This window comes from Sphingobium sp. TomMM35A (assembly GCF_054771735.1).
In genome coordinates, this window is record NZ_BSRC01000001.1 from 664,773 (window position 1) to 690,469 (window position 25,697).

Annotated in this window: 27 protein-coding genes and 1 tRNA gene; 21 read left to right on the forward strand and 7 right to left on the reverse strand. The window is 63.0% G+C overall.

Going from position 1 to position 25,697, the window contains the following annotated elements; genetic code table 11:
• Positions 1-29: 29 nt before the first annotated feature.
• Genes gspI through ACYU8T_RS03330 form a run of 7 tightly spaced genes read left to right on the forward strand, consistent with a single transcriptional unit; the run spans position 30 to position 5,140 of the window.
• The gene (gene gspI, locus ACYU8T_RS03300) at positions 30-401 is read left to right on the forward strand and encodes a type II secretion system minor pseudopilin GspI (protein ID WP_461159733.1); all 372 of its coding nucleotides are present in this window, start codon (positions 30-32) and stop codon (positions 399-401) included.
• The gene (gene gspJ, locus ACYU8T_RS03305) at positions 401-1,102 is read left to right on the forward strand and encodes a type II secretion system minor pseudopilin GspJ (RefSeq protein ID WP_461158503.1); all 702 of its coding nucleotides are present in this window, start codon (positions 401-403) and stop codon (positions 1,100-1,102) included. The genes gspI and gspJ overlap by 1 nt, the downstream gene beginning before the upstream one ends.
• Positions 1,095-2,084: a type II secretion system minor pseudopilin GspK gene (gspK, locus tag ACYU8T_RS03310; RefSeq protein ID WP_461158504.1), complete on the forward strand. Its 990-nt coding sequence runs from the start codon at positions 1,095-1,097 to the stop codon at positions 2,082-2,084. Before gspJ ends, gspK begins: the two co-directional genes overlap by 8 nt.
• Positions 2,081-3,190 carry a type II secretion system protein GspL gene (gene gspL, locus ACYU8T_RS03315; RefSeq protein WP_461158505.1) on the forward strand — a complete coding sequence of 370 codons (1,110 nt, stop codon included), beginning with the start codon at positions 2,081-2,083 and terminating at the stop codon, positions 3,188-3,190. The genes gspK and gspL overlap by 4 nt, the downstream gene beginning before the upstream one ends.
• Positions 3,187-3,675 (forward strand): type II secretion system protein GspM, encoded by a 489-nt coding sequence (gene gspM, locus ACYU8T_RS03320; protein WP_461158506.1) that lies wholly within the window; start codon positions 3,187-3,189, stop codon positions 3,673-3,675. The genes gspL and gspM overlap by 4 nt, the downstream gene beginning before the upstream one ends.
• Positions 3,672-4,394 (forward strand): type II secretion system protein N, encoded by a 723-nt coding sequence (gene gspN, locus ACYU8T_RS03325; RefSeq protein WP_461158507.1) that lies wholly within the window; start codon positions 3,672-3,674, stop codon positions 4,392-4,394. The genes gspM and gspN overlap by 4 nt, the downstream gene beginning before the upstream one ends.
• Positions 4,391-5,140 carry a prepilin peptidase gene (locus tag ACYU8T_RS03330; protein WP_461158508.1) on the forward strand — a complete coding sequence of 250 codons (750 nt, stop codon included), beginning with the start codon at positions 4,391-4,393 and terminating at the stop codon, positions 5,138-5,140. The genes gspN and ACYU8T_RS03330 overlap by 4 nt, the downstream gene beginning before the upstream one ends.
• A 9-nt stretch (positions 5,141-5,149) precedes the next feature.
• On the opposite strand, the gene ACYU8T_RS03335 is transcribed toward ACYU8T_RS03330, so the two are convergent.
• The 5 genes from ACYU8T_RS03335 to ACYU8T_RS03355 form a co-directional block, all read right to left on the reverse strand.
• Entirely contained in the window at positions 5,150-5,545 is a 396-nt protein-coding gene (locus tag ACYU8T_RS03335) for an energy transducer TonB (protein WP_461158509.1), read from the reverse strand.
• 394 nt (positions 5,546-5,939) lie between these two features.
• Positions 5,940-6,230, reverse strand: coding sequence for a hypothetical protein (locus tag ACYU8T_RS03340; protein ID WP_141397829.1), 291 nt, complete (start codon positions 6,228-6,230; stop codon positions 5,940-5,942).
• A 185-nt stretch (positions 6,231-6,415) separates the two neighbouring features.
• Positions 6,416-6,490, reverse strand: a tRNA-Glu gene (locus tag ACYU8T_RS03345).
• A gap of 305 nt (positions 6,491-6,795) precedes the next feature.
• Positions 6,796-7,584, reverse strand: coding sequence for a SapC family protein (locus ACYU8T_RS03350; protein WP_201514585.1), 789 nt, complete (start codon positions 7,582-7,584; stop codon positions 6,796-6,798).
• Positions 7,585-7,701: 117 nt separating this feature from the next.
• Complete coding sequence (locus tag ACYU8T_RS03355) at positions 7,702-9,141, reverse strand: FAD-binding oxidoreductase (RefSeq protein ID WP_461158510.1); 1,440 nt, start codon at positions 9,139-9,141, stop codon at positions 7,702-7,704.
• Positions 9,142-9,218: 77 nt separating this feature from the next.
• Here ACYU8T_RS03355 and ACYU8T_RS03360 point away from each other — a divergent pair, with 77 nt between their 5' ends.
• Together ACYU8T_RS03360 and ACYU8T_RS03365 are read left to right on the forward strand one after the other, a co-directional pair.
• Positions 9,219-9,653 (forward strand): hypothetical protein, encoded by a 435-nt coding sequence (locus ACYU8T_RS03360; protein ID WP_097092839.1) that lies wholly within the window; start codon positions 9,219-9,221, stop codon positions 9,651-9,653.
• A 122-nt stretch (positions 9,654-9,775) separates the two neighbouring features.
• On the forward strand, positions 9,776-11,116 hold the full coding sequence (locus ACYU8T_RS03365) for a DEAD/DEAH box helicase (protein WP_461158511.1): 1,341 nt from the start codon (positions 9,776-9,778) through the stop codon (positions 11,114-11,116).
• A gap of 9 nt (positions 11,117-11,125) precedes the next feature.
• Here ACYU8T_RS03365 and radC read toward each other — a convergent pair whose 3' ends face one another.
• Complete coding sequence (radC, locus tag ACYU8T_RS03370) at positions 11,126-11,821, reverse strand: RadC family protein (protein ID WP_201514581.1); 696 nt, start codon at positions 11,819-11,821, stop codon at positions 11,126-11,128.
• A gap of 130 nt (positions 11,822-11,951) precedes the next feature.
• Here radC and ACYU8T_RS03375 point away from each other — a divergent pair, with 130 nt between their 5' ends.
• The 8 genes from ACYU8T_RS03375 to ACYU8T_RS03410 all read left to right on the forward strand — a co-directional run bounded on the left by ACYU8T_RS03375 (position 11,952) and on the right by ACYU8T_RS03410 (position 18,557).
• Positions 11,952-15,173 (forward strand): intermembrane phospholipid transport protein YdbH family protein, encoded by a 3,222-nt coding sequence (locus ACYU8T_RS03375; protein ID WP_461159734.1) that lies wholly within the window; start codon positions 11,952-11,954, stop codon positions 15,171-15,173.
• A complete protein-coding gene (locus tag ACYU8T_RS03380; protein ID WP_461158512.1) occupies positions 15,170-15,358 on the forward strand; it encodes a YnbE family lipoprotein in 189 nt (62 codons plus the stop codon). Before ACYU8T_RS03375 ends, ACYU8T_RS03380 begins: the two co-directional genes overlap by 4 nt.
• The gene (locus ACYU8T_RS03385; protein WP_097091939.1) at positions 15,355-15,756 is read left to right on the forward strand and encodes a DUF1318 domain-containing protein; all 402 of its coding nucleotides are present in this window, start codon (positions 15,355-15,357) and stop codon (positions 15,754-15,756) included. The genes ACYU8T_RS03380 and ACYU8T_RS03385 overlap by 4 nt, the downstream gene beginning before the upstream one ends.
• 175 nt (positions 15,757-15,931) lie before the next feature.
• Complete coding sequence (locus ACYU8T_RS03390; RefSeq protein WP_097092837.1) at positions 15,932-16,255, forward strand: AtpZ/AtpI family protein; 324 nt, start codon at positions 15,932-15,934, stop codon at positions 16,253-16,255.
• 46 nt (positions 16,256-16,301) lie between these two features.
• Positions 16,302-17,087 (forward strand): F0F1 ATP synthase subunit A, encoded by a 786-nt coding sequence (locus ACYU8T_RS03395; RefSeq protein WP_097091938.1) that lies wholly within the window; start codon positions 16,302-16,304, stop codon positions 17,085-17,087.
• 54 nt (positions 17,088-17,141) lie between these two features.
• On the forward strand, positions 17,142-17,369 hold the full coding sequence (locus ACYU8T_RS03400; protein WP_021240110.1) for a F0F1 ATP synthase subunit C: 228 nt from the start codon (positions 17,142-17,144) through the stop codon (positions 17,367-17,369).
• Between the two features lie 86 nt (positions 17,370-17,455).
• Positions 17,456-17,950, forward strand: a complete 495-nt coding sequence (locus ACYU8T_RS03405) for a F0F1 ATP synthase subunit B family protein (RefSeq protein ID WP_461158513.1) — start codon at positions 17,456-17,458, stop codon at positions 17,948-17,950.
• Positions 17,943-18,557: a F0F1 ATP synthase subunit B family protein gene (locus ACYU8T_RS03410; RefSeq protein ID WP_097091936.1), complete on the forward strand. Its 615-nt coding sequence runs from the start codon at positions 17,943-17,945 to the stop codon at positions 18,555-18,557. The genes ACYU8T_RS03405 and ACYU8T_RS03410 overlap by 8 nt, the downstream gene beginning before the upstream one ends.
• A 117-nt stretch (positions 18,558-18,674) precedes the next feature.
• Here ACYU8T_RS03410 and ACYU8T_RS03415 read toward each other — a convergent pair whose 3' ends face one another.
• Entirely contained in the window at positions 18,675-19,727 is a 1,053-nt protein-coding gene (locus ACYU8T_RS03415; RefSeq protein WP_461159735.1) for an NAD(P)-dependent alcohol dehydrogenase, read from the reverse strand.
• A gap of 167 nt (positions 19,728-19,894) precedes the next feature.
• Here ACYU8T_RS03415 and uvrC point away from each other — a divergent pair, with 167 nt between their 5' ends.
• The 4 genes from uvrC (at position 19,895) to ACYU8T_RS03435 (ending at position 25,683) form a co-directional block, all read left to right on the forward strand.
• A complete protein-coding gene (gene uvrC / locus ACYU8T_RS03420; RefSeq protein WP_461158514.1) occupies positions 19,895-21,811 on the forward strand; it encodes an excinuclease ABC subunit UvrC in 1,917 nt (638 codons plus the stop codon).
• Positions 21,812-22,183: 372 nt separating this feature from the next.
• Positions 22,184-23,842: a sensor histidine kinase gene (locus ACYU8T_RS03425; RefSeq protein ID WP_461158515.1), complete on the forward strand. Its 1,659-nt coding sequence runs from the start codon at positions 22,184-22,186 to the stop codon at positions 23,840-23,842.
• Positions 23,843-24,054: 212 nt separating this feature from the next.
• Positions 24,055-24,798, forward strand: coding sequence for a DUF2569 domain-containing protein (locus tag ACYU8T_RS03430; RefSeq protein ID WP_461158516.1), 744 nt, complete (start codon positions 24,055-24,057; stop codon positions 24,796-24,798).
• A 654-nt stretch (positions 24,799-25,452) separates the two neighbouring features.
• Positions 25,453-25,683 carry a Flp family type IVb pilin gene (locus tag ACYU8T_RS03435; RefSeq protein ID WP_247230844.1) on the forward strand — a complete coding sequence of 77 codons (231 nt, stop codon included), beginning with the start codon at positions 25,453-25,455 and terminating at the stop codon, positions 25,681-25,683.
• Positions 25,684-25,697: the final 14 nt, after the last annotated feature.

The window sequence follows — 25,697 nt, forward strand, 5'->3', positions numbered from 1 at the left end:
ATAACGCTTTTCGGCTCAACCTGAACCAAATCTCGACCAAAGCTAAAAAGGAACAAGGCTTCACGCTGCTGGAGATGCTGGTGGCGCTTGCCGTGTTCAGCCTGGCGGCGCTGGCGCTGGTGCGATTGCAGGGGGTGACGTTGCGGACGGCGGCGGACCTCGACAGCAAGGCGCTGGGACAGATCGTCGCGCGCAACCTGATGGTGGAGATGCAGACCGATGCCGCGCCGCCTTGGATCGGGAGCGAAGAGGGTGATGTCGAGAATGGCGGGCGGCGTTGGCATTGGGTGCGGATGGTGAAGGCGACGAGCGACAAGCGGCTGTTGCAGGTCGATTTGACGGTAAGTGGGCAGGCGGGGACGTCGCCGGTCGTGTTGAGCTTTGTGCGAGCGGTGCAGTGATGAGGCGCCGGGATCAGCAGGGATCGGGGGCGAATACCGGCCTTCTCCGTTTCGATCGGACCGATCGGGGGGGAGGCCGGGCGCAGGCGGGCTTTACCCTGATCGAGTTGCTGGTCGCGCTGATGATATTCGCGATGCTGGCGGCGGCGGGCGTGCTGCTGCTCGGCAACAGCGTGTCGGCACAGGCGCAGGTGAAGGCGCGGCTGGATGACTTGGCGGCGGTGCAGCGGGCGGGCGGAGCGCTCGCGGCTGATCTTGGGCAGGCGGTGCCGCGCATTAGCCGGACGGAAGCAGGGACGCTCGCCCCTGCATTCTGGTCGCACCGTGAGGGCGAGGCCGTGCCGGTGATGCAGTTCGTGCGGGGCGGATGGGATAATCTGGGCGATCTGCCGCGCCCTTCGCTGCAAAAGGTTGAATATTGGGTGCGGCAGGGTCGGTTGGAGCGGCGCACCTATGCGCAGGTCGATGGTGCGGCCGGGGATGATCCGGCCACGCTGCTGGATCATGTCGATGATGTCGCCCTGCGCTTTCGCGATGGGCAGGGCGAGTGGCGCAATGAGTGGATCCCGACGCAACCCGACCTGATGCCGCGCGCTGTCGAAATGACGGTGACGCGCACCGGCGAGCCGCCCGTTACCCTGCGTTTTCTGGTGGGACCCGGGCCTGCGGAGAAGCTGGAAGGGGAGATGGCCGGTGCCTGATCCCGGGAAGAAAGGCGAGCGCGGCGCGGCGCTGCTGACGGTGTTGCTGCTGGTCGCGGTGATGGCGGTGGTTGCTTCAACGGCGTTGGAGCGGCTGGCGCTTGCAACGCGGATAACGGGAAATGGCGGCGCTGTGGATCAGGCGCGCGCCTTTGCCGACGCGGGGGTGGAGATGGCGCGGCTGCGGATTGGCGATCTGGTCGCCGCCAGTCCGGGCAAGACGACGCTGGCCGGGAACTGGATGGGGACGCCGCAGCCGGTTGCTGTTTCGGGTGGGGCTGCGAGTGCGCGGGTGAGCGACGCGGGCAATTGCTTCAACCTCAACAGCGTGGTGGCTGGCGAGAATGAGTCCAATCTGAAGGTCCGGCCGGTCGGCGTGTCGCAATTCCAGGCATTGTTGCAGGCGCTGGGCATCGATGCGCGTCAGGCGCAGGTGGCGGCGGCGTCGCTGGCCGATTGGATCGACAGCGACAGCGTGCCGCAGCCGGGCGGCGCGGAAGATGACGCCTATGCGCAGGCGGCGCGGCCCTATCGCACGGCCAACCGCTTCATGGTGGATGCGAGCGAGTTGCGGGCTGTGCATGGCGTAACGCCCGCCATTTATGATCTGGCGCGGCCATGGGTGTGCGCATTGCCGACATCGGATCTGTCGCCGATCAACGTCAATACGCTGCTGCCGGGACAGGCGGTGCTGTTCGCGATGCTGCTCCAAGGGCAGGTGAGCGTCGCCCAGGCGCGGCAATATTTGGTGCAGCGGCCCGCCGAGGGCTATGGCAGCACAGTGCAGTTCTGGGCGCCGCTCGCCGCCCAAGGCATCAATCCGCTCGAGGAAGCGGCCAATCAGGTCAAGCTGACCACAGGATTTTTCGGGGTGGACGTGACGGTGGACGTTGGGGGTACGCAAGTGGTTGAGCGGGCGCTGATCGATGCCCGGGAGAGCCCGGCCAGGTTGATCCGCCGCAGCTGGGGAACCGGCGCATGAGCGTGGCGGAAGGATTGATCGTCGCGCTGCCTGAAGATGGCGAGCCGCTGTGGATGCGGGTCGTCGATGGTGCGGTGACGCAACGTGGCGAGGGGGCGAATTGGTTGGCGGCATGCGGCCTTACGGCCTTGCCCGCAGACGCGGTGGTGATGTTGGTGCCGCCTGCTGCGATGGTGACTTTGCATTGGGCCGAATATCCCGAGCTCGCACCCCGGCAGGGTCGGGCGGCGGCGCGACTGGCGGCGCTGGCGGGCGGGATCGTGCCTGCCGATCAGCTTTTCGCGGCGGCCAACGAGAATGATGACCCGGCCCGGCCGCATGTCGTCGCGGTCGCGGCGCGCAGCGACATGCAGCATTGGCTGCTCTGGGCGCAGCATCATGGGCTGGACCCCGACATCATCGTGCCTGCGCCGCTGCTGCTGCCGGGACCGGATGAAGGCTTTGCGCGCGGTTCGCTTGGCGGCGAGGTGATGCTGAGGGGTCCCGGCGTCGCATTTGGTGGCGATCTTGCTCCCATATTCGCTGGCGACGCGCTGATCGAAGACGTGCCTGCCGATGAGGTTGAGGCGCGGGTGGTCGAGGCGCTGGAGCGGCCGCCGCTCGACCTGCGGCAGGGCGACTTTGCCAAGCGGGTGCGGCGGGTCGCGGACAAGGCCGTGCTTCGGCGGATTGTGCTGTGGAGCGGGCTGATCCTGCTCGTCAGCCTGCTTATCTCGCTGACGGGGCTGGTGCGGCAGCATGTAGCGGCGCGTGGACTGGACGCGGAGAGCCTGGCGCTGGCGCGGCAGGTGGTGCCGGGCGCGGGCGACCTGGCCCAGGCCGAGGCGGAGATCGAGCGGCAGCTGGCGGCGCGCGGGGCGGGGGCCTATGCCTTTACCGCGCCGGTGGCGGGATTGCTGAACGCCCTGCAGGAGGCGCCCGGCGTGTCGATGACGGCGCTGTCGCGTGATCCGGACGGGATGATCCGTGCCACGCTGGCGGCGGCCAAGGTGGAGGAGATCAACGCGGTGCTGCTGGCGTTGCAAGGCGCGGGCTTCACCATCACGGCGACGCCTTCGCAGGACCCGCGCGGGCGCGCGCTCGCTGACATAACGGTGCGATCATGATGGACGCGGTGAAAACCATGTGGGGCGAACGATCGCCGCGCGAGCGATGGATGCTGGGCGTGATGTTCGCGCTGCTGGCGGTGGTGGTGCTGTGGCTGGGCGTGCTGTACCCGCTGGCGGCGGCGCAGCGGTCGGCGCGCGAGGCGCTGATCGAGGCGACCGACCGCAATGCGGCGATGCGGGCGAAGGTCAAGCTGCTCAAGACGCTACCGCGCGGGGTGGCGGGTGCTTCTGCCACGGTGGGGATCGATCAGTTGGTGAGCCAGAGCGCGGGCGAGGCGGGACTGACGCTGGAGCGGGCTGAGGCGCAGGGCGGCGCGCGCATCGAGATTGCGATGGCGTCGGTGCGGCCAGTGGCGCTGTTTTCCTGGCTGGCGGCGCTGGAGGCGCAGGGTGTGCAGGTGGAGACGATGAGCGCGCGGCCTTCGCCGACGGCGGGTAGCGTTTCGGTGCAGGCGGTGCTGGTTCGCGGGGCGGGGCAATGACTCGGCTCGGCTGGTCGCGGCGGACGCGAATTGGGATCGTGCTGTTATTCGTCCTTGGGCTGATCCTGTTCATGCCGATGCGGATCGCGCTGGGGCTGTCTGGCCTTGATCGGCTGGGCGTCGCCGCGCGGGAGGTGCGGGGGACGCTGTGGAACGGACGGATGGACCAGCTTATGCTGGGCACGATGCCGGTCGGAACGGTCAACGCCGCCTTGTCGCCGGTGCAGTTGCTGATGGGACGGGCCCGAGTGGATATTTGGCGGCGGCAGGGCGCGGCGGATGATCTGAGCGGCGCGCTGACGGTGGGGTTCGGTCGCGTGGGCATCGATGATGTGACGGGGACGGTGCCGCTCGGCCGAAGCTTCGCGCCGCTTCCGATCGCGAGTTTGGCGATGGAGGATGTGACGGCTTATTTTACCGGCGACCGCTGCGGTCATGCCGAGGGTCGGGTGCGGGCGCAGATGGCGGGGCAGTTTCCGGGCCTCAACCTGACGCAAGGGCTGTCAGGCGTGGCGAGCTGCGATGGTAAGGCGTTGCTGTTGCCGCTGGTGAGCCAATCGGGGCTGGAGAAGATCAACCTGCGGATATGGCGGTCCGGCCGCTATGTCGCCGAAATGCGGGTGGAGACGGCAGACGCGGCGCTTGGCGATGCGCTGGCGAAGGCTGGCTTTGCCGGGACAGGCGGCGCGCGGGTTTTGACGGTCGAAGGGACGCTGTGATCGATCCGCTGTGGGCGGTGCTGGGCGCGGCCGCGGGCGCGATCGCAGGCAGCTTTTTGGGGACGCTGGTGCTGCGCTGGCCGGAAGGGCGAGGCGTCGCAGGTGGACGGTCGGCCTGCGACGGGTGTGGGCGGGTGCTGGGCGCAATCGACCTGGTGCCGGTGATCAGCGCCCTGGCTTTGCGGGGACGATGCCGAACATGTGGCGCGAAGATCGATCCGCTGCATGGGTGGATGGAGGCGGGCTGCGCGGTTATCGGAGCGCTGGCGTGCGGGGCGGCGCCGGGGCTGGCGGGCGCGGGTTGGGCTTTGTTCGGATGGCTGCTGCTGACGCTCGCTGTGCTGGATTGGCGGCACTTCTGGCTGCCCGATGCGCTGACCTTGCCGCTCGCCTTTCTTGGCCTGACGCTGGGGCTGTGGGTGACCGATGTGACGCTGGTGGACCGGCTGATAGGCGCAGCGGGGGGATATGCCGTGCTGCTGCTTGTGGCGGTCAGCTATCGCGCGGCGCGGGGGCGTGACGGGCTGGGTTTGGGCGACGCAAAGCTGATGGGGGCGCTGGGCGGATGGTTCGGTTGGCAGGCGCTGCCGTTCATATTGCTCATGGCGGCGAGCCTTGGGTTGTCGGTGGTGCTTTCCGGCATGGTCGGGGGGCGCAGGATAACGGCTGCCACGCGGGTGCCGCTGGGGACATTTCTTGCGGTCGCTGCGCTGCCGGGCTGGTGGGTGTTGGCGTCGATCCGCTGATGGACGTGCTCAGCGGACCCGCCAGCGATAATCTTCCTCCCGCACCTCCGTCACCGCATAGCCGTCAGGGTCGCGGGCGGGGCGGAAACGGTAGCGTTCCATGATGATGCGGCAGGTCATCCCGTCGAGTTCGGGATAGCCGCTTCCTTCGATCACCTCGCACTTGTCCACTTGCCCGGACGGACCGATCGCGTAGCGGACGCCGATCTTCACCCTGCCTACGCCGCGCAGGGAGTCGGGGAAATCCGAATTGCGGAAGCGGCCGCCGGTCTGGCGGGCTCTCGAAAAGGCGCCTTCGCCGTCTCCCTCGCCGGAGCCCGAACCGGTTCCGGTGCCGCCGGTTCCGCTTCCCTGGCCCATGCCAAAGCCATTGCCGCCGCCTGCGCTGCCTGCGCCGCTTGTCATAGACGATGACGGGGCGGCAGATAGAGCGGGTTGAGGCGTTACGATGATTGGCTTGGGCGCAGTGATGGCAGCGGGTTCCGGCGGCGCTGGTTGCTTTTGCATGGGAGCTGCCGGGGAAGCGGAGGGGCTTCCGCCCTCGCGCTTAGCCTCGCGCGGAGGTTCTGGACGTTCAGGCGTGGAAGGTTGCAGGTCGAACAGCGCGAGTGGCGAACGATCAACCGCGGCGCGCCATAATGACGGTCCGCGGAGGCCGATGATCAGGGCATAGCCAATAAGGGCATTGACCAACAGCGCCGCGACAGCAGGGACGATCCTGTCCCGACCCTGCCATCGCTGCGCCTGAGTTGTGGCCATGTTACCTGTCGCCGCGCATGTTGCGCGGCAGCCTCACAGCTTAGCGGTAGACGCGGCGGCCGTTGCGATCGATATAATATTCCCGGCCGCGACGATCGCGTTCCCACCGGCGATCGCCATCCGAAGTCGCTGCGCCTACGACAGCACCACCTGCTGCGCCGATGGCTGCACCTTCGGCAACGCCAAGGCCAGGCACGATCGCGCCCGCCACTGCGCCGCCAACCGCACCGATGCCCGCGCCGCGCAAGCCATCGCGCGTCGTTTCACGCGAGCAGCCGCCCACGCTGGCTGCGGCTGCCAGTCCGGCGATCAATAAAATTGTGTTACGCATGGTTGGTCTCCAGTTTCGACAGGTGTGAAACGACAGAGACGCCAGTTTGTTCGATCGAAGCGCGACAAAGATGCGCAGGCTTCAGAAAACACATATAAATGCGCGTTCGCCAGGCCGATGGCTAAATCTAGGCGGCCATTTGCAGGTGAGCGGCTGAGGCTGGCAAATTTCCGGTGGGAAGAAGGTGGTGACCCCTACGGGAATCGAACCCGTGTTTCAGCCGTGAGAGGGCCGCGTCCTGACCGCTAGACGAAGGGGCCTTGGCCGCATGGCGGCTGGCAGGCGGTGGCGTTTAGGGGGAGAAGGGGCTTGCCGTCAAGCGAAACCGCTTTCGCCCGGCCTTTCGCCATCGTCCTTCGACCCATAAAAAACCACCCCATGTCATACATGGGGTGGCCAAGGTTCAGGGAGGAGACGCCTCCAAAAGGGGGAGGCGCCCATACGACACACCCGAAAGGGGGGCAGGCGCGCCGTATGTTCGAAAGATAAAGAAGGCCCCGCTCACTTTCAAGAGGCGAGCGAAAAGCTTTTCTTTAACATGCTTGATCCAGGTTGTTTTTCTTCCTCAGGCTTCGGCGGGCTGAGGCGCTTGCGGGATGGAAATCGGTCCTTTGCCCTGTGCAACCTGCGACTCGAACACTTCCCGGATCAGCTGGAGTGAAAAGAGATGGGCGTAGATGAGGGGAAGCATGCCGTTCTGGCTGATCTTGCGCAGCTGATCGCCACGCATGTCGCGCAGCTTTTCCTCATTCACCATGCGGAAACCGCGATAGACGAAGGGTTGATCGTTACCGGGCACCTGGATGGCGACCTCGCCGTCCATCAGCAGGTCGAGTTCCTTGAGGTCTTTCATGAACTGGCCCGTGCGCGCGGCCGCCTGTTCGAAATCCTCGCAGAATTTGAGCACGCCCTGTGTGAGTTCGCTCGGCTTGCCATCTTCGAACAGCGGCTGGCCCTCTTCGAACTCGCCGATCGCTTCGCTGGTGGGATCGAAGCAGAGCGACAGTTCGTCAGTGTCCGGGCGCAGCTTCGCCAGCATCCAGGGATAGCGGCGGACATAGGCAGGAACATAGGCGGGGCCGCGTAGCTTGCCTTCATCGTCCAGGAAGGTGTTGATGCCCTCGTTAAGGCCCATCAGCGCCAGCGGCACCGCTTCGTCGCCTGCCGAAAAAATGATTGGCACGAAACGCTGGGCGGCGACGAATTCGTCGACGGTCAGCGGCACGGCATGCTGCTTCGTCAGGAAGGGAGCGGATTCCACCGACCGGCTGCGATAGCTTGCATGATCAACGCTGCTGAGCGGCAGCAGGTCGTTGTAGAAAACAGGGAGGTTATTGGCGGGCGCGCTAGCCATGATCTGTTCCATTCTATCGAAGCAGCGCGTGCGGAAGCGCCACCTTTCCCAAAAACTGGGAGAGGGCGATAAAGACCTTGGCGATGGGAGGCAATTGCTTTGTCTTGCCCGCGGCGTTCAGCCCTCTTCTGGGCGCGGGATCAGCTTGTCGGGGTTCATGAGGCCGAGCGGGTCAAAGGCGGCCTTGATCGCGCGCAAGGCATGCAGCCGCGCTGGGCTGGCGAGGCGGCCGAGTTCCGCCCGCTTCATCTGGCCGATGCCATGTTCCGCCGAGATGGAGCCGCCTGCGGCGGCGACCGCATCATGGACGAAGGCGTTGATCGCTTTTCCGTCCGCAGCGATCCAGGCTGGACCGTCTGTCGTGCCTTTTGGCGCACGGACATGGAAATGGACATTCCCGTCGCCCAGATGGCCGAAGGAGGAGGCGGTGGTGCCCGGGAATGTTCGTTCCGCAGCGGCAGCCGTGTCGATCATGAAAGCAGGCATGCGCGCGACGGGAACGCTGATGTCGAATTGCAGCGCCGGGCCCTGTGCGCGTTCGGCTTCGGAGAGCGATTCGCGCAGGCGCCAGAATGTAGCGGCCTGCGCTTCATTGACGGCGATCGCGGCATCGGTCGCGATGCCCTGGGCCAGAGCTTCCGCCAGGGCTGCTTCCAGGCGTTCTTCGGGGGAGGGTGGCGACAGGTCGGCATGATCGACTTCGATCAGGACGTGCCAGGGCGTGCGGGTTTCGATCGGGCAGCGGGTGCCGGGAATGTGGGAGAGGACATGGCCGAGACCATCGTCGGCGATGATCTCAAAACCTTCGACACTGTCACCCAGCCGCGCTTCGGCGAGGCTGAGGAGGGCGAGGGCGTCGGCCGGTGAGGCGACGCCCACCCATGCAACCGCGCGGGCAGCGATCGCGGGGACGAGCCGGAGCGAGGCGGCGGTAATGATGCCGAGCGTCCCTTCGGCGCCGACCAGCAATTGCTTTAGGTCATAGCCCCGATTGTCCTTCTTGAGCGCTTCCAGGCCGTTCAAGATGCTTCCGTCCGCGAGCACTGCCTCCAGCCCTTCCACCAGGGCGCGCATTGTGCCATGGCGCAGCACTTGGGTGCCCCCCGCATTGGTCGAGATGAGGCCGCCGATGGTTGCTGAACCTTTCGCGCCTAAGCTGAGAGGGAAGCGGCGCCCGACCTCCTCGGCAGCATCGTGCAGGGTCGAGAGGATGACGCCGGCCTCGCATATGGCGAGGTTGTCTTCCGGCGATAGCGATCGGATGCGGTTCATCCGGCGCAGCGAGAGGATCAGCGCTGACCCGTCTTGTGGTGGAGTCGCGCCCCCGACCATCGACGTGTTTCCTCCCTGAGGCACCAACGGCACGCGGAGTTCGGCAGCAAGTGAGACGATCGCGGCGACTTCCTGCGTGCTGGAGGGCTGGAGGATGGCCGCTGCGGCGCCATGAAACCGGCCGCGCCAGTCCGTCAGCCACGGCGCGATATCCTCCGGATCGGTTATGACGCCCTTTGGCCCCAGCAGCGCTGCGAACCTGCCGATGATCTCTTGTCCTATCATGACACGATGCTATGCCCCGGAATTCATCGACGGTTCAACCACCGGCCCATAGCGTGCCGCCCCAAAAGGGGTTCGATTTGCTTCATTCCGTCCTGCTGCTCCTTGTCGCACCCACTGCCGGGCCTGTGCAGATGGCTCAGATGTCGATCGAGCAACGGGTCATCATCCGCGTGCCGATGGCGAAAAAAGGGCGTGCGCCCGCGCGCATCGCTCCCCAGGCGGGACGTGAGTGGAAGGAAAGGAAAGGGCCGCGCTGTATCGCGCTGCGGTCTATCCGGTCGGCAAGCGTCGTGGTGGGGCATGGGGTCGACCTGCTGCTGGCCGATAACCACCGTTACCGCGCAAGGTTGGAGCGGGGATGCAGCTCTACCGGCTTCTATTCGGGTTTCTATGTCGAGCCGGATGATGATGGGTCGCTTTGTTCAGGCAGGGACGAACTGCAGGCACGCAGTGGCCTGAGCTGTGTGATCGACAGTTTCAGGCGATTGGAAGAGGCGGAACAGGACGATTGACCCGAGTTTAAGCTGGCCGCAATGCGCGAATTTCTTGACAAGACGCCGATATTTCAGCAAGGCGCGCGCGATTTCCGTGGTGCAGGAGCGCGTTGCGGAGAGCCTCTGTCCCGGACAATTGAATGACTTTTGCCGATCTCGGCCTATCCGATGAACTTTTGAAGGCCGTTAACGAGGCCGGATATGACACGCCCACGCCTATTCAGGCACAGGCGATCCCGCCCGTGTTGATGATGAAGGACATCATCGGCATCGCGCAGACGGGGACGGGTAAGACCGCCAGCTTCGTGCTGCCGATGATCGACATATTGGCGCATGGCCGCGCCCGCGCGCTGATGCCGCGTTCGCTGATCCTGGAGCCGACGCGCGAACTGGCGGCGCAGGTTGCAGAGAATTTCGAGAAATACGGCAAATATCACAAGCTCAACATGGCGCTGCTGATCGGCGGCGTTCAGATGGGGGATCAGCTCAAGGCACTGGAAAAGGGCGTCGATGTGCTGATCGCCACGCCAGGCCGGCTGATGGACCTGTTCCAGCGCGGCAAGATATTGCTGAACGGCTGTTCGATGCTGGTGATCGACGAAGCTGACCGCATGCTCGATATGGGGTTCATCCCGGATATCGAGGAAATCTGCACGAAGCTGCCGTCGCAAAGGCAGACGCTGCTATTTTCAGCGACCATGCCCGCGCCGATCAAGAAGCTGGCGGATCGGTTCCTGAGCAACCCCAAGTCGATCGAGGTGGCGCGTCCGGCTACGGCGTCCACCAACATCACCCAGCGGCTGGTCAAGGTCGATTCGCGCAAGAAGCGCGAGGCCTTGCGCGCGATGCTCGAAGGCGAGGACGTGCAGAGCGCGGTGATCTTCTGCAACCGCAAAACGACGGTGCGCGAACTCAACAAGAGCCTGCAGCGCCATGGCTTCAAGTCCGGCGAGATCCATGGCGATATCGACCAGTCGGCGCGCATCGCCGAGCTGGAGCGGTTCCGTGCCGGTACAGTAAATATACTGGTGGCTTCCGACGTCGCGGCGCGCGGGCTCGATATCAAGGGTGTGAGCCACGTCTTTAACTTCGATGCGCCTTGGCATCCCGACGATTATGTCCACCGCATCGGGCGGACGGGCCGGGCGGGCGCGAAGGGGGCGGCTTTCACTTTCGTGACGGCTGATGACGCGGAAGCGATCGACAATATCCAGAAGCTGATCGGGCAGAAGATCGAGACGATCGATGCGCCTGCCGGTGCTGCAAAAGCGGAAAAGGCGGAAGAGCCGCGCCGCGAGGGTGAGTGGAAGGCGGAGCGCAGCTCCAGCAAGCGCCGCGACGACCGCCGCGAAGAACCGCGCGCTTCCAGAAGCCAGGCCAATGGTGCGCGCCCGCGCCGGGCTGAAGTCAAGGACGATGGTCCGGACGAGGGCTGGAACGGTCCTGTACCTGAATTTCTTTCGGTAGGATTCAACGCCTAAGGGTAAGCTCTACAGCAGCCCCATTGCGCGCAAGCTGCTGTGGCCCTGCGATCCGATGATGATGTGATCGTGGACCGCGATGTTGAGGCGCTTGCCCGCCTCCGCAATCTGGCGGGTGATCTCGATATCCTGACGGCTCGGTTCGGGAGAGCCGCTCGGATGATTATGGACCAGGATGAGCGCGGATGAGCCGAGGTCGATTGCGCGTCGGATGACTTCCCGCGTGTAGATGGCTGCCTGGTCGATCGACCCGTCACCCATATGTTCGTCACGGATCAACATGTTGCGGCTGTTGAGATGAAGCACGCGGACGCGCTCCACCGGCAGATAGGCCATGTCTGCGCGCAGATAATCGAGCAGCGCCTGCCAGCTTGCCAGAACCGGCCGCTGGGCCACTTCGCTGCGAAGCATGCGGAGCAGCGTGGCATGCACGATCTTGACGGCTGCGATGCTGGTGTCGCCCATGCCGGGCACCCGCGCGATCGCCTGCCAATCGGCCGTCATCAGCCCCCCAATGCCGCCAAATTCCCGCAGCAGCGCCTTCGCGAGCGGCTTGGTATCGCGCCGCGGTATAGCGAGGGCGAGCAGATATTCGATCAGTTCATGGTCGTGCAGCGCTTCGCCGCCGCTTTCCGCCAACTTCTGCCGCAGCCGGGCGCGATGACCCACGCCATCATGGCTGACCGCAACATCCCTGTCCGCCAATGCCTTATAATCCCCTGTTCAGGGAAATGGACCTATGCGTTGCGTAAATGCGGGGCAAGGATATTTAAGGCAGCTCAGACGTTATGCAGGCGTTACGGATAAGGGTTGAGAGCCGGGGTTGGCCATAAGCATCGAAGATGAGGACGGCGAAGAGGAATCTCGTCGTGGCTGGTTACGCTGGCTGGGTGTCGGGACAGGATCCCTGGCGCTGATCCTTGTTGCTTTGTGGACCCAGCGGGCGCCCATCGCCGAAAACTTCATCGGGCGGGAAATGAACCGCAGGGGCGTTCAGGCGAGTTATGACCTGAAAGACATCGGCCTGCGTACCCAGCGCATCGAGAATATCGTTCTTGGTGATCCTAAAAATCCGGACCTGACAGCTCGCTGGGTGGAGGTGGACCTCGCCTTTACCGGTCTTTCCCCGCATGTGGCGGAGGTCAGGGCGGGAGGTGTGCGGTTGCGGGGATCTTACCGCGGCGGCGTGCTCCGGCTGGGGGAGCTCGACAAATTCGGCGACCCCACCTCGAAGGCGCCATTCAGCTTGCCCGACATAGCATTGGCGCTGCGGGATGCGCGCATCCGGCTCGATACCGACGCCGGGACGGTCGGCATGCAGATCGAAGGCAAGGGTAAGTTGAAGTCGGGCTTTGACGGCCGTCTCGCCGCCGCCATGCCTCGTGCGGCAATCGCCGGATGCAGCGCAACCCGCATGATCGCCTTGCTGGACGTGGCGATCAGGAATGAGCAGCCCCATCTGATCGGACCAGTGCAGGCGGCGGCTCTTGGCTGCCGGGGAAGCAGGACGGCGGCGGCGACGCCGCGCGCTGAGATCGATGTGTGGCTGGGCAAGGCGCTCGACCGGTGGAACGGGCATGTCACCCTGGGGGCAGAGGCGTTGAAGTCCTCTGGCATGGTGCTGGCCAAACCGGCAGGGCGGATCGATTTCAACGGCAACGCGTCGGAGACCGCTGGCCGGGCGCGGATCGGCGTGGCGGCGCTTGGATTGGCAAGCATCAAGGCTGGTGAGACGGAGATTATCGGAGCCTGGCGCGTCGGTCGCGGCACGTCACAAGCCAGCGCACGGCTATCGGCACATCAACTGAGCCTGGCCGGTCGTGACCCGCTGGCCGGGTTGAAGCGATCTGCCGTCGGCACGCCTCTGGCGCCTTTGGCTGCGCGACTGGCGGATGCGGTGGCCCATGCGGGTGAGAATAATGTGCTGCGGACCAACCTTGCCTTCGCTCAAAGCGGCAAGGGTGGCAGCGTCGTACTGACGGGCACCGGCTTTAACGCGCGTAGTGGAGCCCGGATCGCCGTTCCGGGAGACGGCGAGATAATGATCAGCTGGCCCGGAAAAGGTGGCGCGGCCATTGATTGGGCGCTGGATGGCGCCATCACGACTGATGGAGGCGGGCTGCCCAAGGCTGCGCTGAGACTGGCGCGGCGGCCGGGTGGCGGATTGGGCGGGCAGCTGTTCATCGACCCCTATGCTGCCGGAGATGCTAAGCTTGCGCTGGAGCCGGTTCGTTTCACGGCGGGACCTCGCGGGGATACCTTCTTCTCTACGGTGGTGAAGCTCGACGGGCCGCTTCCGGGTGGACGGCTGCGCGGACTCGCGATGCCGGTGACGGGAGAATTGAGCGCGAACGGGGCCATCGCGATCAACCGCCGCTGCGTGCCATTGGCGCTGGAGGAGGCGCGTTACGGGAGTTTCGCCATCGGCCGGACCCGGCAGACGTTATGCCCGATCGGGGGAGGCGCGCTGCTTTCGACAGGGCCGGACGGAGTGCGCGCGGGTGCCGAGATCCGCAATCTCGACCTGCGCGGCCGCAGCGGCCAGAGCCCGATGCGGCTGTCGGCCGAGCGGGCGAGGGTTGCTTTGGGGCAGGAGGGCTTTGCGCTTTCCCGCGCGGAGTTCGCCATCGGGCCGCAGGCATCCCCGGTACGGCTGGTGGCGGAAACGCTGACCGGCCAGGCTACGGCCCAGGGGCTGAAGGGAAGACTCGCCGGAGCGAATGCGCGGATCGGTTCTGTGCCGCTGATCGTGGAAGACGGCACGGGCGAATGGAGCTTCGCGCAAGGCGCACTGAGGCTCGCCGCTGCAATGATGGTGCGCGATGCCCAGACGCCGGGACGGTTCGAACCGCTCAAGGTGCCGGACTTCGCCCTCACATTGCGGGACGGCAGGATTGCGGCGACCGGAACGCTGCGGGTGCCGCGCGATGATGCGTTGGTGGCGCGTGCAGACATAGCGCATGATCTGGGTTCAGGGCGGGGCAAGGCCGACCTTAACGTGCCGGGGTTGGTATTTGGTCCCACTTTGCAGCCTGAAGAAGTCACGCGCCTGGCGCTGGGGGTCGTTGCCAATGTCGAGGCGACGGTGACGGGGGAAGGGCATATCCGGTGGAATGGCAATGCGGTGACCAGCGATGGGCTGTTCCGCACAGACAATGCCAAGCTGGCGGCAGCTTTCGGCCCGGTCGAAGGATTGTCGGGCGAGTTGCGCTTTACCGATCTGCTCGGATTGGTGAGCGCGCCGGGGCAGGTGCTGCGGATCAGGATGGTCAATCCAGGCATCGAGGTGCGCGACGGCACCGTTCGCTACAGGCTGGAACCGGGGCAGAAGGTGCATATCGAGGGCGGGGGGTGGCCCTTCTCCGGAGGACAGCTCGTTCTTTTGCCCACGACCATGGATTTCAGTGCGGATGTGGACCGTTATCTGACGTTCCGTGTGATCGGCATCGACGCAGGAGCCTTCATCCAGGCGATGGAGCTGGACAATATCTCGGCCACCGGCACGTTCGATGGACTGATGCCGCTGATCTTCAATTCGCAGGGCGGCCGCGTCGCCGGTGGCGTGCTGGCCGCGCGGCAGCAGGGCATGCCGCCGCTTATCATGCCCGAAGGCGTATTGCCGACGGTTCCGTGCGATCCCAACCGCCAATCCGGAACTTTGTCTTATGTCGGGCCAGTCTCCAACGAGCAGCTTGGCGTGATGGGCAAGCTCGCCTTCGATGCGCTCAAGAATCTGCAATATAAGTGCCTCACCATCCTGATGGACGGCGCGTTGGATGGCGAGATGGTGACGAATGTGGTGTTCAACGGCGTCAACCGGGGCAAGCTCGGGGACGTGCCAGACGGCATGGCGCGCAGCCTGACCGGCTTGCCCTTCATCTTCAATGTGCGCATCGCCGCGCCGTTCCGCGGCCTGCTGGGCACCGCCAAATCCTTCATCGATCCCACCACGCTCATTCAGAACAGCATAGGCGATCAGATGCAGGAGAAGATTCGCGAAGGCATTGCAGTTAAGCCTGCGGAAAGCGACACTGTGAGAAACAGGGAACAGCGATGAAAAAACGAGCGATATGTGCGGCGGGTTTCGCCGGTTTGGCCCTGGCGGGCTGCATTCAGGTGAAGGCGCCTGACAAGCCGATCGAAATCAACCTGAACGTAAAGGTGCAGCAGGAGGTGGTCGTTCGCCTTCAGCGCGATGCACAGGATCTTATCCAGAATAACCCGGAGTTGTTCCCGCAATGACACGCAAGCTTTTGATGATCGCCGCAGGTGCCGCCGTCGTGCTGGCGACCGGCTTTGTCGCCAGCGCGCCTGCGCGCGCGCAGTCGGGCGCGGTTGCGGCGGCGATGGCGGAGGGCGCCGTGGGCGAACAGGCGGATGGCTATCTGGGCATCGCCGGGTCGGTCAGCGGGGCTGTGCGATCGGAAGTCGAATCGATCAACATAAAGCGGCGGGCGGCCTACACCGACCTTGCAAGCAAGCGCGGTGTGACGGTTCAGGACGTGGCGGCTGCCACTGGCTGTCAAACGCTGAGCAACCGAGTGAAGCAGGGACAGGTGTACCGCGTGGGCGCGGGGCCTTGGCAAACCAAGGGCGCCGGGCCGATTGCGCTGCCCAGCTATTGCGCGACCGCGGGGTAATTCCTGCGGCGCGTGGGAGTTTCTTTGCTGCGTTCGGGCGAAGCACGATTCTCCTGCCCAACTACGGTTGACTATCCCGAAAGCCCTTTCTAAACGGGCCGCGCCTTGACGGGTGCAGCCGCACGCGCCATGCCGCCTGACGCAGGCTTATCTGCCTGAACGGAAAGGAATGGTCATGGCGGAGGATGTACCCGGGCAAGACCCGGCGGATGAGGACGCGCGCATCACTTCTCTTGAGGAGCGGATCGCAAAGGCCGAACGAGCCGAAAAGGTCAGGCAGGGGACCACGAAGCAACAGGCCGACGATGGATCGCGCCTGGGCAACAGGGTTCTTGCAGAACTGATCGGTGGTCTTGCCGGTGGTGCCGTGGTTGGTGGGACATTGGACTACTTTCTGCGGACATCTCCATGGCTCCTGCTGGCTTTCCTCGGTCTTGGGATCGTGGTGGCTTTCAGGAACATCATCAGATTGACGACGACGAAGCGTCCCGGCGAATAGGGGCGCTTTTATCTTAGTCCGAATACCAGACGTTACAGGGGTCAACGTGGCAGAATCCGGCAAAATCGATCCGATGCACCAGTTTGCGATCGAACCGCTGTTCGGTACGGATCACTTGTCGCTCGGCGGCTATAACATCGCGTTCACCAACAGCGCGCTTTACATGGTGGCTGCTGCCGTGGTGCTGTGGATCTTCGTGATCGGCGGCATGAAGCGCGAGCTGGTGCCCGGTCGCTGGCAGATGGCGGTCGAATATATGACCGGCTTCATCAAGAGCCTGTTGATCGCCAATGTGGGCGAGGGCGGCAAGAAGTATATTCCTTATGTCTTCTCGCTGTTCATGTTCATCCTGCTGGCGAACCTGCTTGGCCTGCTGCCGCTTGGCCTGATCGGCCTGCACCCGTTCACCTTCACCAGCCACTTCACAGCCACGGGCGTACTCGCGATCCTGAGCTTCTCGATCGTGTTGATCGTCGGCTTCTGGAAGCATGGGCTGCACTTCTTCTCGCTGTTCGTGCCGCATGGTACGCCGCTGCCGATGATCCCGGTGATCTTCCCGATCGAGCTGGTGTCCTTCATGGTGCGGCCGTTCAGCCTTGGCCTGCGACTGTTCGTTGCGATGACGGCGGGGCACGTTCTGCTCAAGGTGTTGGCCGGGTTCGTCATCAACAGCTCGAACGCTGGCGTTGGCTACGGCCTGACCGTCGGGTCGGCGAGCTTCATCCTGATGATCGGCATCAGCGCCTTGGAAGTGCTGGTCGCGGTGATCCAGGCCTATGTGTTCGCGCTGCTGACTTCGGTCTATCTGAACGACGCTGAGAACCTTCACTAAGTTTTCGCTATTTTTCCAACCATTTGTTCGAGTTTAGAAAAGGGAGTTTACGACATGGACGCAGAAGCCGCAAAGCTGCTCGGTGCTGGCCTGGCCGCCATTGGTGCGGGTCTCGCTTCGCTCGGTGTGGGCAACGTGTTCGCATCGTTCCTGGAAGGCGCGCTGCGCAATCCGGGCGCCGCTGACGGCCAGCAGGGCCGCCTCTTCATCGGTTTCGCCGCGGCCGAACTTCTGGGTCTGCTGGCGTTCGTTATCGCCATGATCCTGGTGTTCGTGGCCTGACAACCGCTTGGCGAGCGGGCAGGGCGGCCTTCGCCGTCCCGTTCGCTCGCTATGAATTGACGGTGCCCTGATCGGACGGACCCAAAATGCCTCAAATCGCGCAAATCGCCGAAACTTATGCGTCGCAAATCTTCTGGATGCTGCTGACGTTCGGCTTTGTCTTCTTCGTCATCGGCCGGGGCATGGTCCCCAAGGTTCAGGCGACGGCCGACGCGCGCGACGCGAAGATCACTGGTGATCTGGACGCCGCCAAGGCTGCCTTCGCCCGCGCCGATGAGGCAGAGGCCGATTATCGCACCCGTGACGCGGAAAGCAGGGCTGCGGCCCAGGCGACGCTCGCCCGTGCGAAAGCGGAAGCTGCCAGGGCCTCCGAAGGACAGCTTGCCGCCGCCGACGCTGAAATCGCCACGCGGATCGGCGCTGCCGAAGCCCGCATCCAGGCGGCTAGCCAGGCAGCTATGGCAGAGATTGAAACCGTCGCCGCCGAAGCGGCGCGCGACATGGTGGCCCGTATTTCCGGCGTGAACGCGTCGGACGAAGCGGCCCGCAACGCAGTAAAGGCGGCACTGGCCCATGGCTGAGGCAGCAGCACAGCATAGCGAAGGTTCGCCTCCGCATATCGAAGAGGCAATTCACGCCGAGGGGATGGAGCCGGTCGGCACCGTCGCGCATGAAGGCGTGGTGCCGCACACGGATCCGAAAGCCGTTGGCATGGACGCGACTGCCTGGGTCAGCCTGGCGATGGCAGTCTTCATCCTCATCCTCCTGATCAAGAAGGTGCCTGCGCTGATCGGCAATGTGCTCGACGGCCGAATTGCCCAGATCAAGGAACAGCTGGCGGAAGCGGCAAAGCTGCGCGCTGAAGCCGACGCGCTGAAGGCGGAGTATGAAGCGAAGCTGGCTAATGCGGCCGGTGAAGCTGAAGCGATGCGCAAGTCGGCTGAAAGCGAAGCGGCAACGCTGCTGGAAGATGCCAAGGCAAATGCAGTGGCACTGGTTGCCCGCCGCCAGAAGATGGCGGAGGACAAGATCGGAGCAGCCGAACGCGCGGCCATTGCGGGTATTCGCACCAAGGCCGTCAACGCCGCCACCAGCGCGGCCGCGACGCTGATCGCACAGAATCATGATGCCGGCGCCGATCGTCAGCTGGTAGACAGCGCCATCAAGGGGCTGAGCCCAACCGTCTGAGCCCTAGCCATGTTGCTCGAAAAAGGGCCGGTGCGGATTGCTGCACCGGCCCTTTTTCTTGTTGGAAACTCTTCGGTTGGGTGCGCCTGATGATCAGACGCGCCCGGCAAGCCGGTGTCAGCCAGCAAGCGTCGCATTGTCGATAACGAAACGGTATTTGACATCGCTTCTTTGCATTCGCTCATAAGCGGTCTCAATATCGCGCGCCGCTACCATCTCGATGTCGGCGACAATGCCCTTGTCAGCACAGAAATCCAGCATCTCTTGGGTCTCCGCGATTCCGCCTATCAGAGACCCGGCGATCGATTTGCGGCCGAAGATCAACATGCCGATATTGGGCGAAGGGTGCGGATGTTCCGGCACCCCGACCAGCGTCATCGTCCCCTCCCGCTTCAGAAGAGCGGTGAACTGATCGAGATTATGACTAGCGGCAACGGTATTCAGGATGAAATCGAAGCTGCCTGCGTGAACGGCCATTTCGTCAGCGTTGCGCGACACGACGACTTCCTGAGCGCCCAGGTCCAGCGCATCCTGCCGCTTTGCTTCAGACGTGGTGAACGCGACAACATGCGCGCCCATCGCGTGGGCCAGCTTAACGCCCATGTGACCGAGGCCACCGATCCCCACGATCCCGACCTTCTTGCCCGGCCCTACCTGCCAATGTCGGAGAGGCGAGTAGGTCGTGATGCCCGCGCATAGCAGCGGCGCAACCGCGGCGAGTTGGTCGACGGGGTGTCGAATCTTCAGGACGAACTTGTCCTTCACCACGATGTCCTGAGAATATCCGCCAAGCGTGTGGCCGGGTGGGTCCTGCGTCGCGCCATTATAGGTGCCGACGAAGCCGGTTTCGCAATATTGCTCCAGCCCTTCCTCGCACGATGCGCAGTGCTGGCAGCTGTCCACCATGCAGCCCACGCCCACGGTATCGCCCGGCTTGAAGCTGGTGACATGTTCACCCACGGCGGTTACCTGGCCGACGATTTCATGTCCAGGAACGCAGGGATAGAGAGTGCCCGCCCACTCCGAACGGATCTGGTGCAGGTCTGAATGGCAGATGCCGCAATAGGCTATCGCGATCTGCACATCATGAGGACCTACCGCCCTGCGTTCAATGTCGATCGGTTCCACGGGTTTGTCAGCGGCATAAGCGCCATAGGCCTTTGTCACCATATTCATGACTTTCTGCTGGTCCCCGAGGCTTGCCTGCAACTTTGACCGCGAGGAGAGTGGAGTGGCGAGCGCTAGGTGGGAAATCGCCCGGCTGTTTCAATGCCCCCAAGGCAACAGGAGGGTGCTCGGCCATTGCGCTTGGCTCTGCCCCCGCTATCTCTGCAACCATGTCGCATCCCCAATCGCCCGACCGTTTTCACGAAGATAAAGCCAGCTTCACTGTAAGGGGGGCAGGGAACCCGGACATTGAGGCGGGCGTCGAAGCCATTCGCACCACATTGAAGACCCTGCCGACGCGGCCTGGTGTTTACCGCATGCAGGACGCGCGCGGCGACGTGCTTTACGTGGGCAAGGCTCGCGCGCTGCGTAATCGGGTGGCCAATTACACGCAGGTCGATCGGCTGCCGAAGCGGTTGCAGCGGATGGTGGCGCAAACCAGGTCCATGACGATCGTGACCACCAACAGCGAGGCTGAGGCGCTGCTGTTGGAGGCGCAGCTGATCAAGCGGTTTCGGCCGCCCTATAATGTCCTGCTGCGCGATGATAAAAGCTTTCCGTTCATCCTGCTGCGGGAGGATCATTCCTTCCCGCGCGTTCAGAAGCATCGTGGCGCGCGGAAATATAAGGGGCGCTATTATGGTCCCTTCGCCAGCGCCGGGTCGGTGACGCGGACCATCAATGCGCTGCAAAAGCTGTTCCTTTTGCGCAGCTGCACCGACAGCTTTTTCGCGAACCGGTCGCGGCCCTGCCTGCTGTTCCAGATCAAGCGCTGTTCCGCGCCCTGCGTTCAGCGGATCGACGAGGCGGGCTATGCCGAGCTGGTCAAGGATGCGCAGGATTTTCTGGGCGGCAAGTCGACGGCCGTGCAGAAGAAGCTGGGCGAGGCGATGCAGGCCGCTTCAGAAGCCATGGATTTCGAGCAGGCCGCTGTTTTGCGCGACCGGCTGAAGGCCTTGACCTTTATCCAGGGTAGCCAGGCGATCAATGCGGAAGGGCTGGGTGACGCCGATATTTTCGCGCTGGCGACCAAGGGCGGGGCGATGTGCATCCAGGCCTTCTTCATTCGCGGGGGACAGAATTGGGGGCACCGCAGCTTCTTTCCGGTCCATACGGCCGAAGTGGCGGAGGATGAGGTGCTGGCGAGCTTCATGGCGCAATTTTATGAGGAAGTGCCGCCGCCACGCCTGATCCTGTCCGATCGCACGCCTGTGGAATGTGAACTGATCGCACAGGCGCTCGGCGAACGGGCTGGCGCGAAAGTGCGTATCGAGGTGCCGCAACGAGGCACGCGGACGCGGCTGATCCGGCAGGCGCAGCGCAATGCTGTCGAGGCGCTGGACCGGCGGTTGGCGGAAACGACCACTCAGGCGAAGGTTCTTGAAGAGATGGTCGAGACATTCGGACTGGACGGAGTGCCTGACCGGATCGAGATTTATGACAACAGCCATATCCAGGGCAGCCACGCCCTGGGCGCCATGGTAGTCGCGGGGCCGGAGGGGTTCCGCAAAAATGCCTATCGCAAGTTCAACATGAAGAACCCGGAAATCTCGAATGACGATTTCGCCATGATGCGGGAGATGTTCGAGCGGCGCTTTGGGAGGGCGGCGCGGGAGGATCCCGATCGGGACAGTGGTGAGTGGCCCGACCTGGTGCTGATCGACGGCGGCAAGGGGCAATTGTCGGCGGCCCGCGCGATCCTGGAAGACCTGGGCATCGAGGATGTGTGCATGATCGGCATTGCCAAGGGGCCGCATCATGGACGGGAGGGGCGGGAGATATTCCATATGCCCGACGGGCGGGAGATCAGCTTTCCGATTAACCATCCCGTGCTGTTCTATCTCCAGCGGTTGCGGGACGAGGCGCATCGCTTTGCGATCGGGGCGCATCGGCAGAAGCGGAGCAAGGCCATTTCGACCAGCTCGCTGGACGAGGTGCCGGGCATCGGGCCTTCGCGGAAGAAAGCGCTGCTGATGCATTTCGGAACGGCGAAGGCGGTGAAGAGCGCGGCTTTGGAAGATTTGCTGAAGGCGCCCGGGGTTTCGAAAGCTGTGGCGCGGCAGATTTATGATTATTTTCATGAATGAAATAGCGGGAAAACGCGGTTTTTCCGTGATGTTGTTACGGTATCGAAATGATGTGGGCGTGGAGATAGGTGCCTGATTTCGGCGTGATTCTTCCTCCTGCTCTTGCCTTGTGGTTGCACTCCTGCAATGATCTTTCCAGACGCTGACAATTATGGCGCGGGTCGGAGGAGAAGGGTCGTGGAAAAGCCTTTGAGCTTGTTCAATGTCGTGGAGATATTCCATCGGCATATCTCATCAACGTCATTTGATGATCATCCTTTTTAGCAGATGCAATCTGCGTTCACTTTACCTTCACTGCGTAAAGTGAATGAATACTTATCAAAAGGCATATATCTGAACATATAACTGCCAATAAGGCGGAGTTGTGACAGCATGACCAATGGACATGCGGACATGTTGCGGGCTTTCAGAAGGCGGCCACGGGCTGGCCTTTCCGCGCTTCGGCCGTGGCGCATGCTGGACGTCACACGCCTTGTACTCGCCCTCGTCTATACGGTGGTGAGCTTTGCATTCGCTTCGCCGCGCTCTTGGGCCGAGATTGCGGAGAACGGCATCATCTTCGCCATGCTGCTGCTCGCGCTGGGCGCACTGATCCTGTCGGCGCGGTCGTGGGTGACGGAGATGCGTATCCGAAAGCCGGTGGTTTTTCTGGACGCGCTGCTGTTTCTGTCGCTGCTGGTGGTGACGAACGCGTCGGACAGCCCCTATTTTGTCGGCAGCCTGTTCGTCGCCATCGAGATCGCGCTGATCGTGCGTCGCCGCTTCCACGTTCTGGTCGGCGCATTCGCGGCCATGACGGCTTTGCTGACGGTCTGGATGGACAAGATCGTCGAGGTGCCGTCCGAGCCGGACCCGGAACGCGTGGCGCTGCGCGTGCTCTATCTTGCCGTGGTGATAGTGGTGACGGGCATGCTGCTTGGCCCGCGCCGTGAGAAGTTGTTGCAGGAGGAAAAGGCAAGGCGGCTGACGGAAGGCAGTTTGCCGCTTGTGAAGGGCGGTTCCGAACCCTTTCTGCTGCAGGCGTTGAAGATCGCCACGGGGAGCGAGAATGGGGCGGTGTTGTTCCGTACGGCGAGCACCGAAGCCTACCGATTTGCGTCGAGCCGGTTCGGCGAAACCAGGCCCGAGGGCAGCAATGGATTGCTGGCGGTGGAGACGGGCTGGCATGACTGCCGCCGTGGCGCGTCGATCGGCCTGTCACAGGACGGTATAAGCCATCTGGCTCCGCTGAGCCCCGGAGGCCGGGCTTGGGCGGCCATGCTGGATGCGCAAACGCTGATGACGCTGCGCGTGTCATTGGGCACGTTCGATGCCGTGGGCGCCGTCGAGCTGGATGATCCGACGCATGAAGATGCAGCGGCGATCGCGCAGCGCGTATTTGAAAGCGCCTGTGACGAGATGATGGTCCGCAACAGCCTGGACCTTGCCCATGTCATCGCTGGTGCGCGTGAGCGCGAGCGGTTGCAGCGGGAACTGCATGACAGCGTGCTGCAGGCGCTGGCGAGTATCCGCTATCAGGTCGCGCCGGTGCTGAACGGAACGATCGACGATCCCTTTCCAGTGCTGGCGAATGTGGATCGGATCGCCAAGGATCAGATCGGCACCATCAGATGGATCATCAACCCGGTCGAGGACGATGAGGATTTCGCCTATCTGCCCGAGACGCTGTCGATGGTGGTGCGGTCGCTGGCGGAGCAATGGGGCATAAGATGCGAGCTGCGCGTGGAGGACGGCAATTGCGCGACCAGCGCGATGATCGGACGCGAACTGAGCTTCGCGGTGCGTGAGATCGTCGCCAATGCGGTCCGCCACGCGGGCGCGCATGCGGTCGAGTTTTCGCTGCAACCGGCGGGCAACCGGATTGCGTTGCATGTGACCGACGATGGCGTGCCCAATCTTGCGAGGCTGGGGTCTACGGGCGCGGTGCAATCCCGGTCATTGATGCGGCGGGTGCAGGCGCTGGGCGGCGAAGTATATCTGCGGAATATCGGCGGGCGGACGATGATTCAGATTACCGTGCCCCGGAAGTGAGAAGGGCCGACTGCAAGCGTTAAGGAAGGGCCCCTGCTGTGCCGCGCCGTTCGATTGTCCTCGCATGGGGCTTCGCAGAACTTTTGAGGCGGTGGGGGCGTTTTACCCCGGGTTAACCAGAATGGTTGATAGATGACCCTTCCGATGATGCGGTGAGCGGAGGTCCGGTTTCCATGGTGCGATTGGTTCAGGATCATCTTTACCGCAAAAGCGTGGCGCTGGTGCTGTCATTACAGCTGAATTTGCAGCGCATCGTCGGCACGTGGATCCTGATCGCCGCCTTTGCCTGCGGCCTGCGGCTGGCATTTCCGGCGACGCCCTATGCCGATGCGCCCTGGGCGAGTGGATTGGGCCTGCTGCCCTATATGCTTGTCGTCGGTGCGCCGGTGGGTACGCTGCTATTGGGCCTCAAGTTGTTTCCGGCGGGGCGTTTGCACGCGCAACCTGGTTTGCGGCTGGCGCAAGTGGGCCGGTGGCGCAAGGTCGATTGCCTGGAAGCGCGGGAGATGTCGCAGTTCGGCCTATACGGCGTGATGGCGTCACTGCTGCTGGGTATCGCGCTCAATGTTCCGGTGCGCACGCTTGAGTTCTTGAGCGCGGTGCCTGCATTGGGCAGCTATGCACCGACCTGGTTCATCAGCCTTTATGCCGTGATGCTGGCGGACGTCGTGCTGCTGTCATGCCTGTACATGTTCGCATTTGCGACGGCGTTGCGGATGGTGCCGCTCTTTCCCCGCTTTTTGGCAATGGTGTGGGGCGTGGACCTGATGGCTCAAGTGGGGATCGCGCAATTCGTCGCTCGGGTCGGAGATGTTCCCCCGGCGGTGGAAATGGCGCTGGCGGATCTGCTGAGCGGGAATGTGAAAAAGGTGCTGATCAGTGTCGCGCTGTGGTTGCCGTACCTGTTGTTGTCCGAGCGGGTGAACATCACATTCCGTAATAGGGTAAGCGCCTGACTGGATGCGCTGGCGCTCCTTTTACGGCGCGCAAATCCATGCAGATGATTCGGTTTTTCGAGACGTCGAGCTGTTGCTGATTCGCGCCGGAGCGTGACCCTGGCCGACTGTGCAGCCGCAAAGCGGTGCGTCCTACAAGAGGGAAGGGTGGACTCTCAGGCTGTGTATCTGATCTGAATTAGGAGAGGATCCTTCATGAGCGGCCATAGATATATATCGTTAATTATGCGATTATACTAGAATTAATACTGCAATAGAGAATCAGTAAATTGGTCATTTAAATATGGTCAGTAAGTTATATTTGCCTAACTTGACCTATAATGCGAAAGAAAATAAAAGTATTTCTCTGTTTTTCGACCGATATATAACCAAAGATATATTTTAAAATATTTACGGGTTACTTGCTGCGGTAAGTAGGGAAAACGAAAATGGTTAACAAAAAATCGACTTAACGGACTGAAAAATGGACATATTTTTTACCATGTTGACTTGCCCCTTCATTGGTTCATTTTGAACGCAAGTTCTACGGGAACTGCCCAACTGCCTGGCGAAGGGGAACACCAACGCTAGGGTCGCCAGGTGGCAAAGGCCCCTCCGCAGAACTGTGCGAGAGCAGCCGGGAAAATGGTTTCCGGTCAAATAGGGGTAAAAGACATGACTTTCTTCAAGAAGCTTTGGAATGATCAGAGCGGTGCTTCGGCAGCGGAATATGCGCTGATCTTGGCGATTGTGGGTACGGGTATTGCGATTGCCGCATGGAACTTGGGCGATGCGATCGATAGTTCCATGAACAAGGCGGTGACCTGTATCAAGGGCGTCGGCGGCACGAGCGGTCCGACCGCTGCAGATTGTGGAACTTCCTCCACGGGCGCGCCCGCAACCTAAGCTGAAGACGGGCC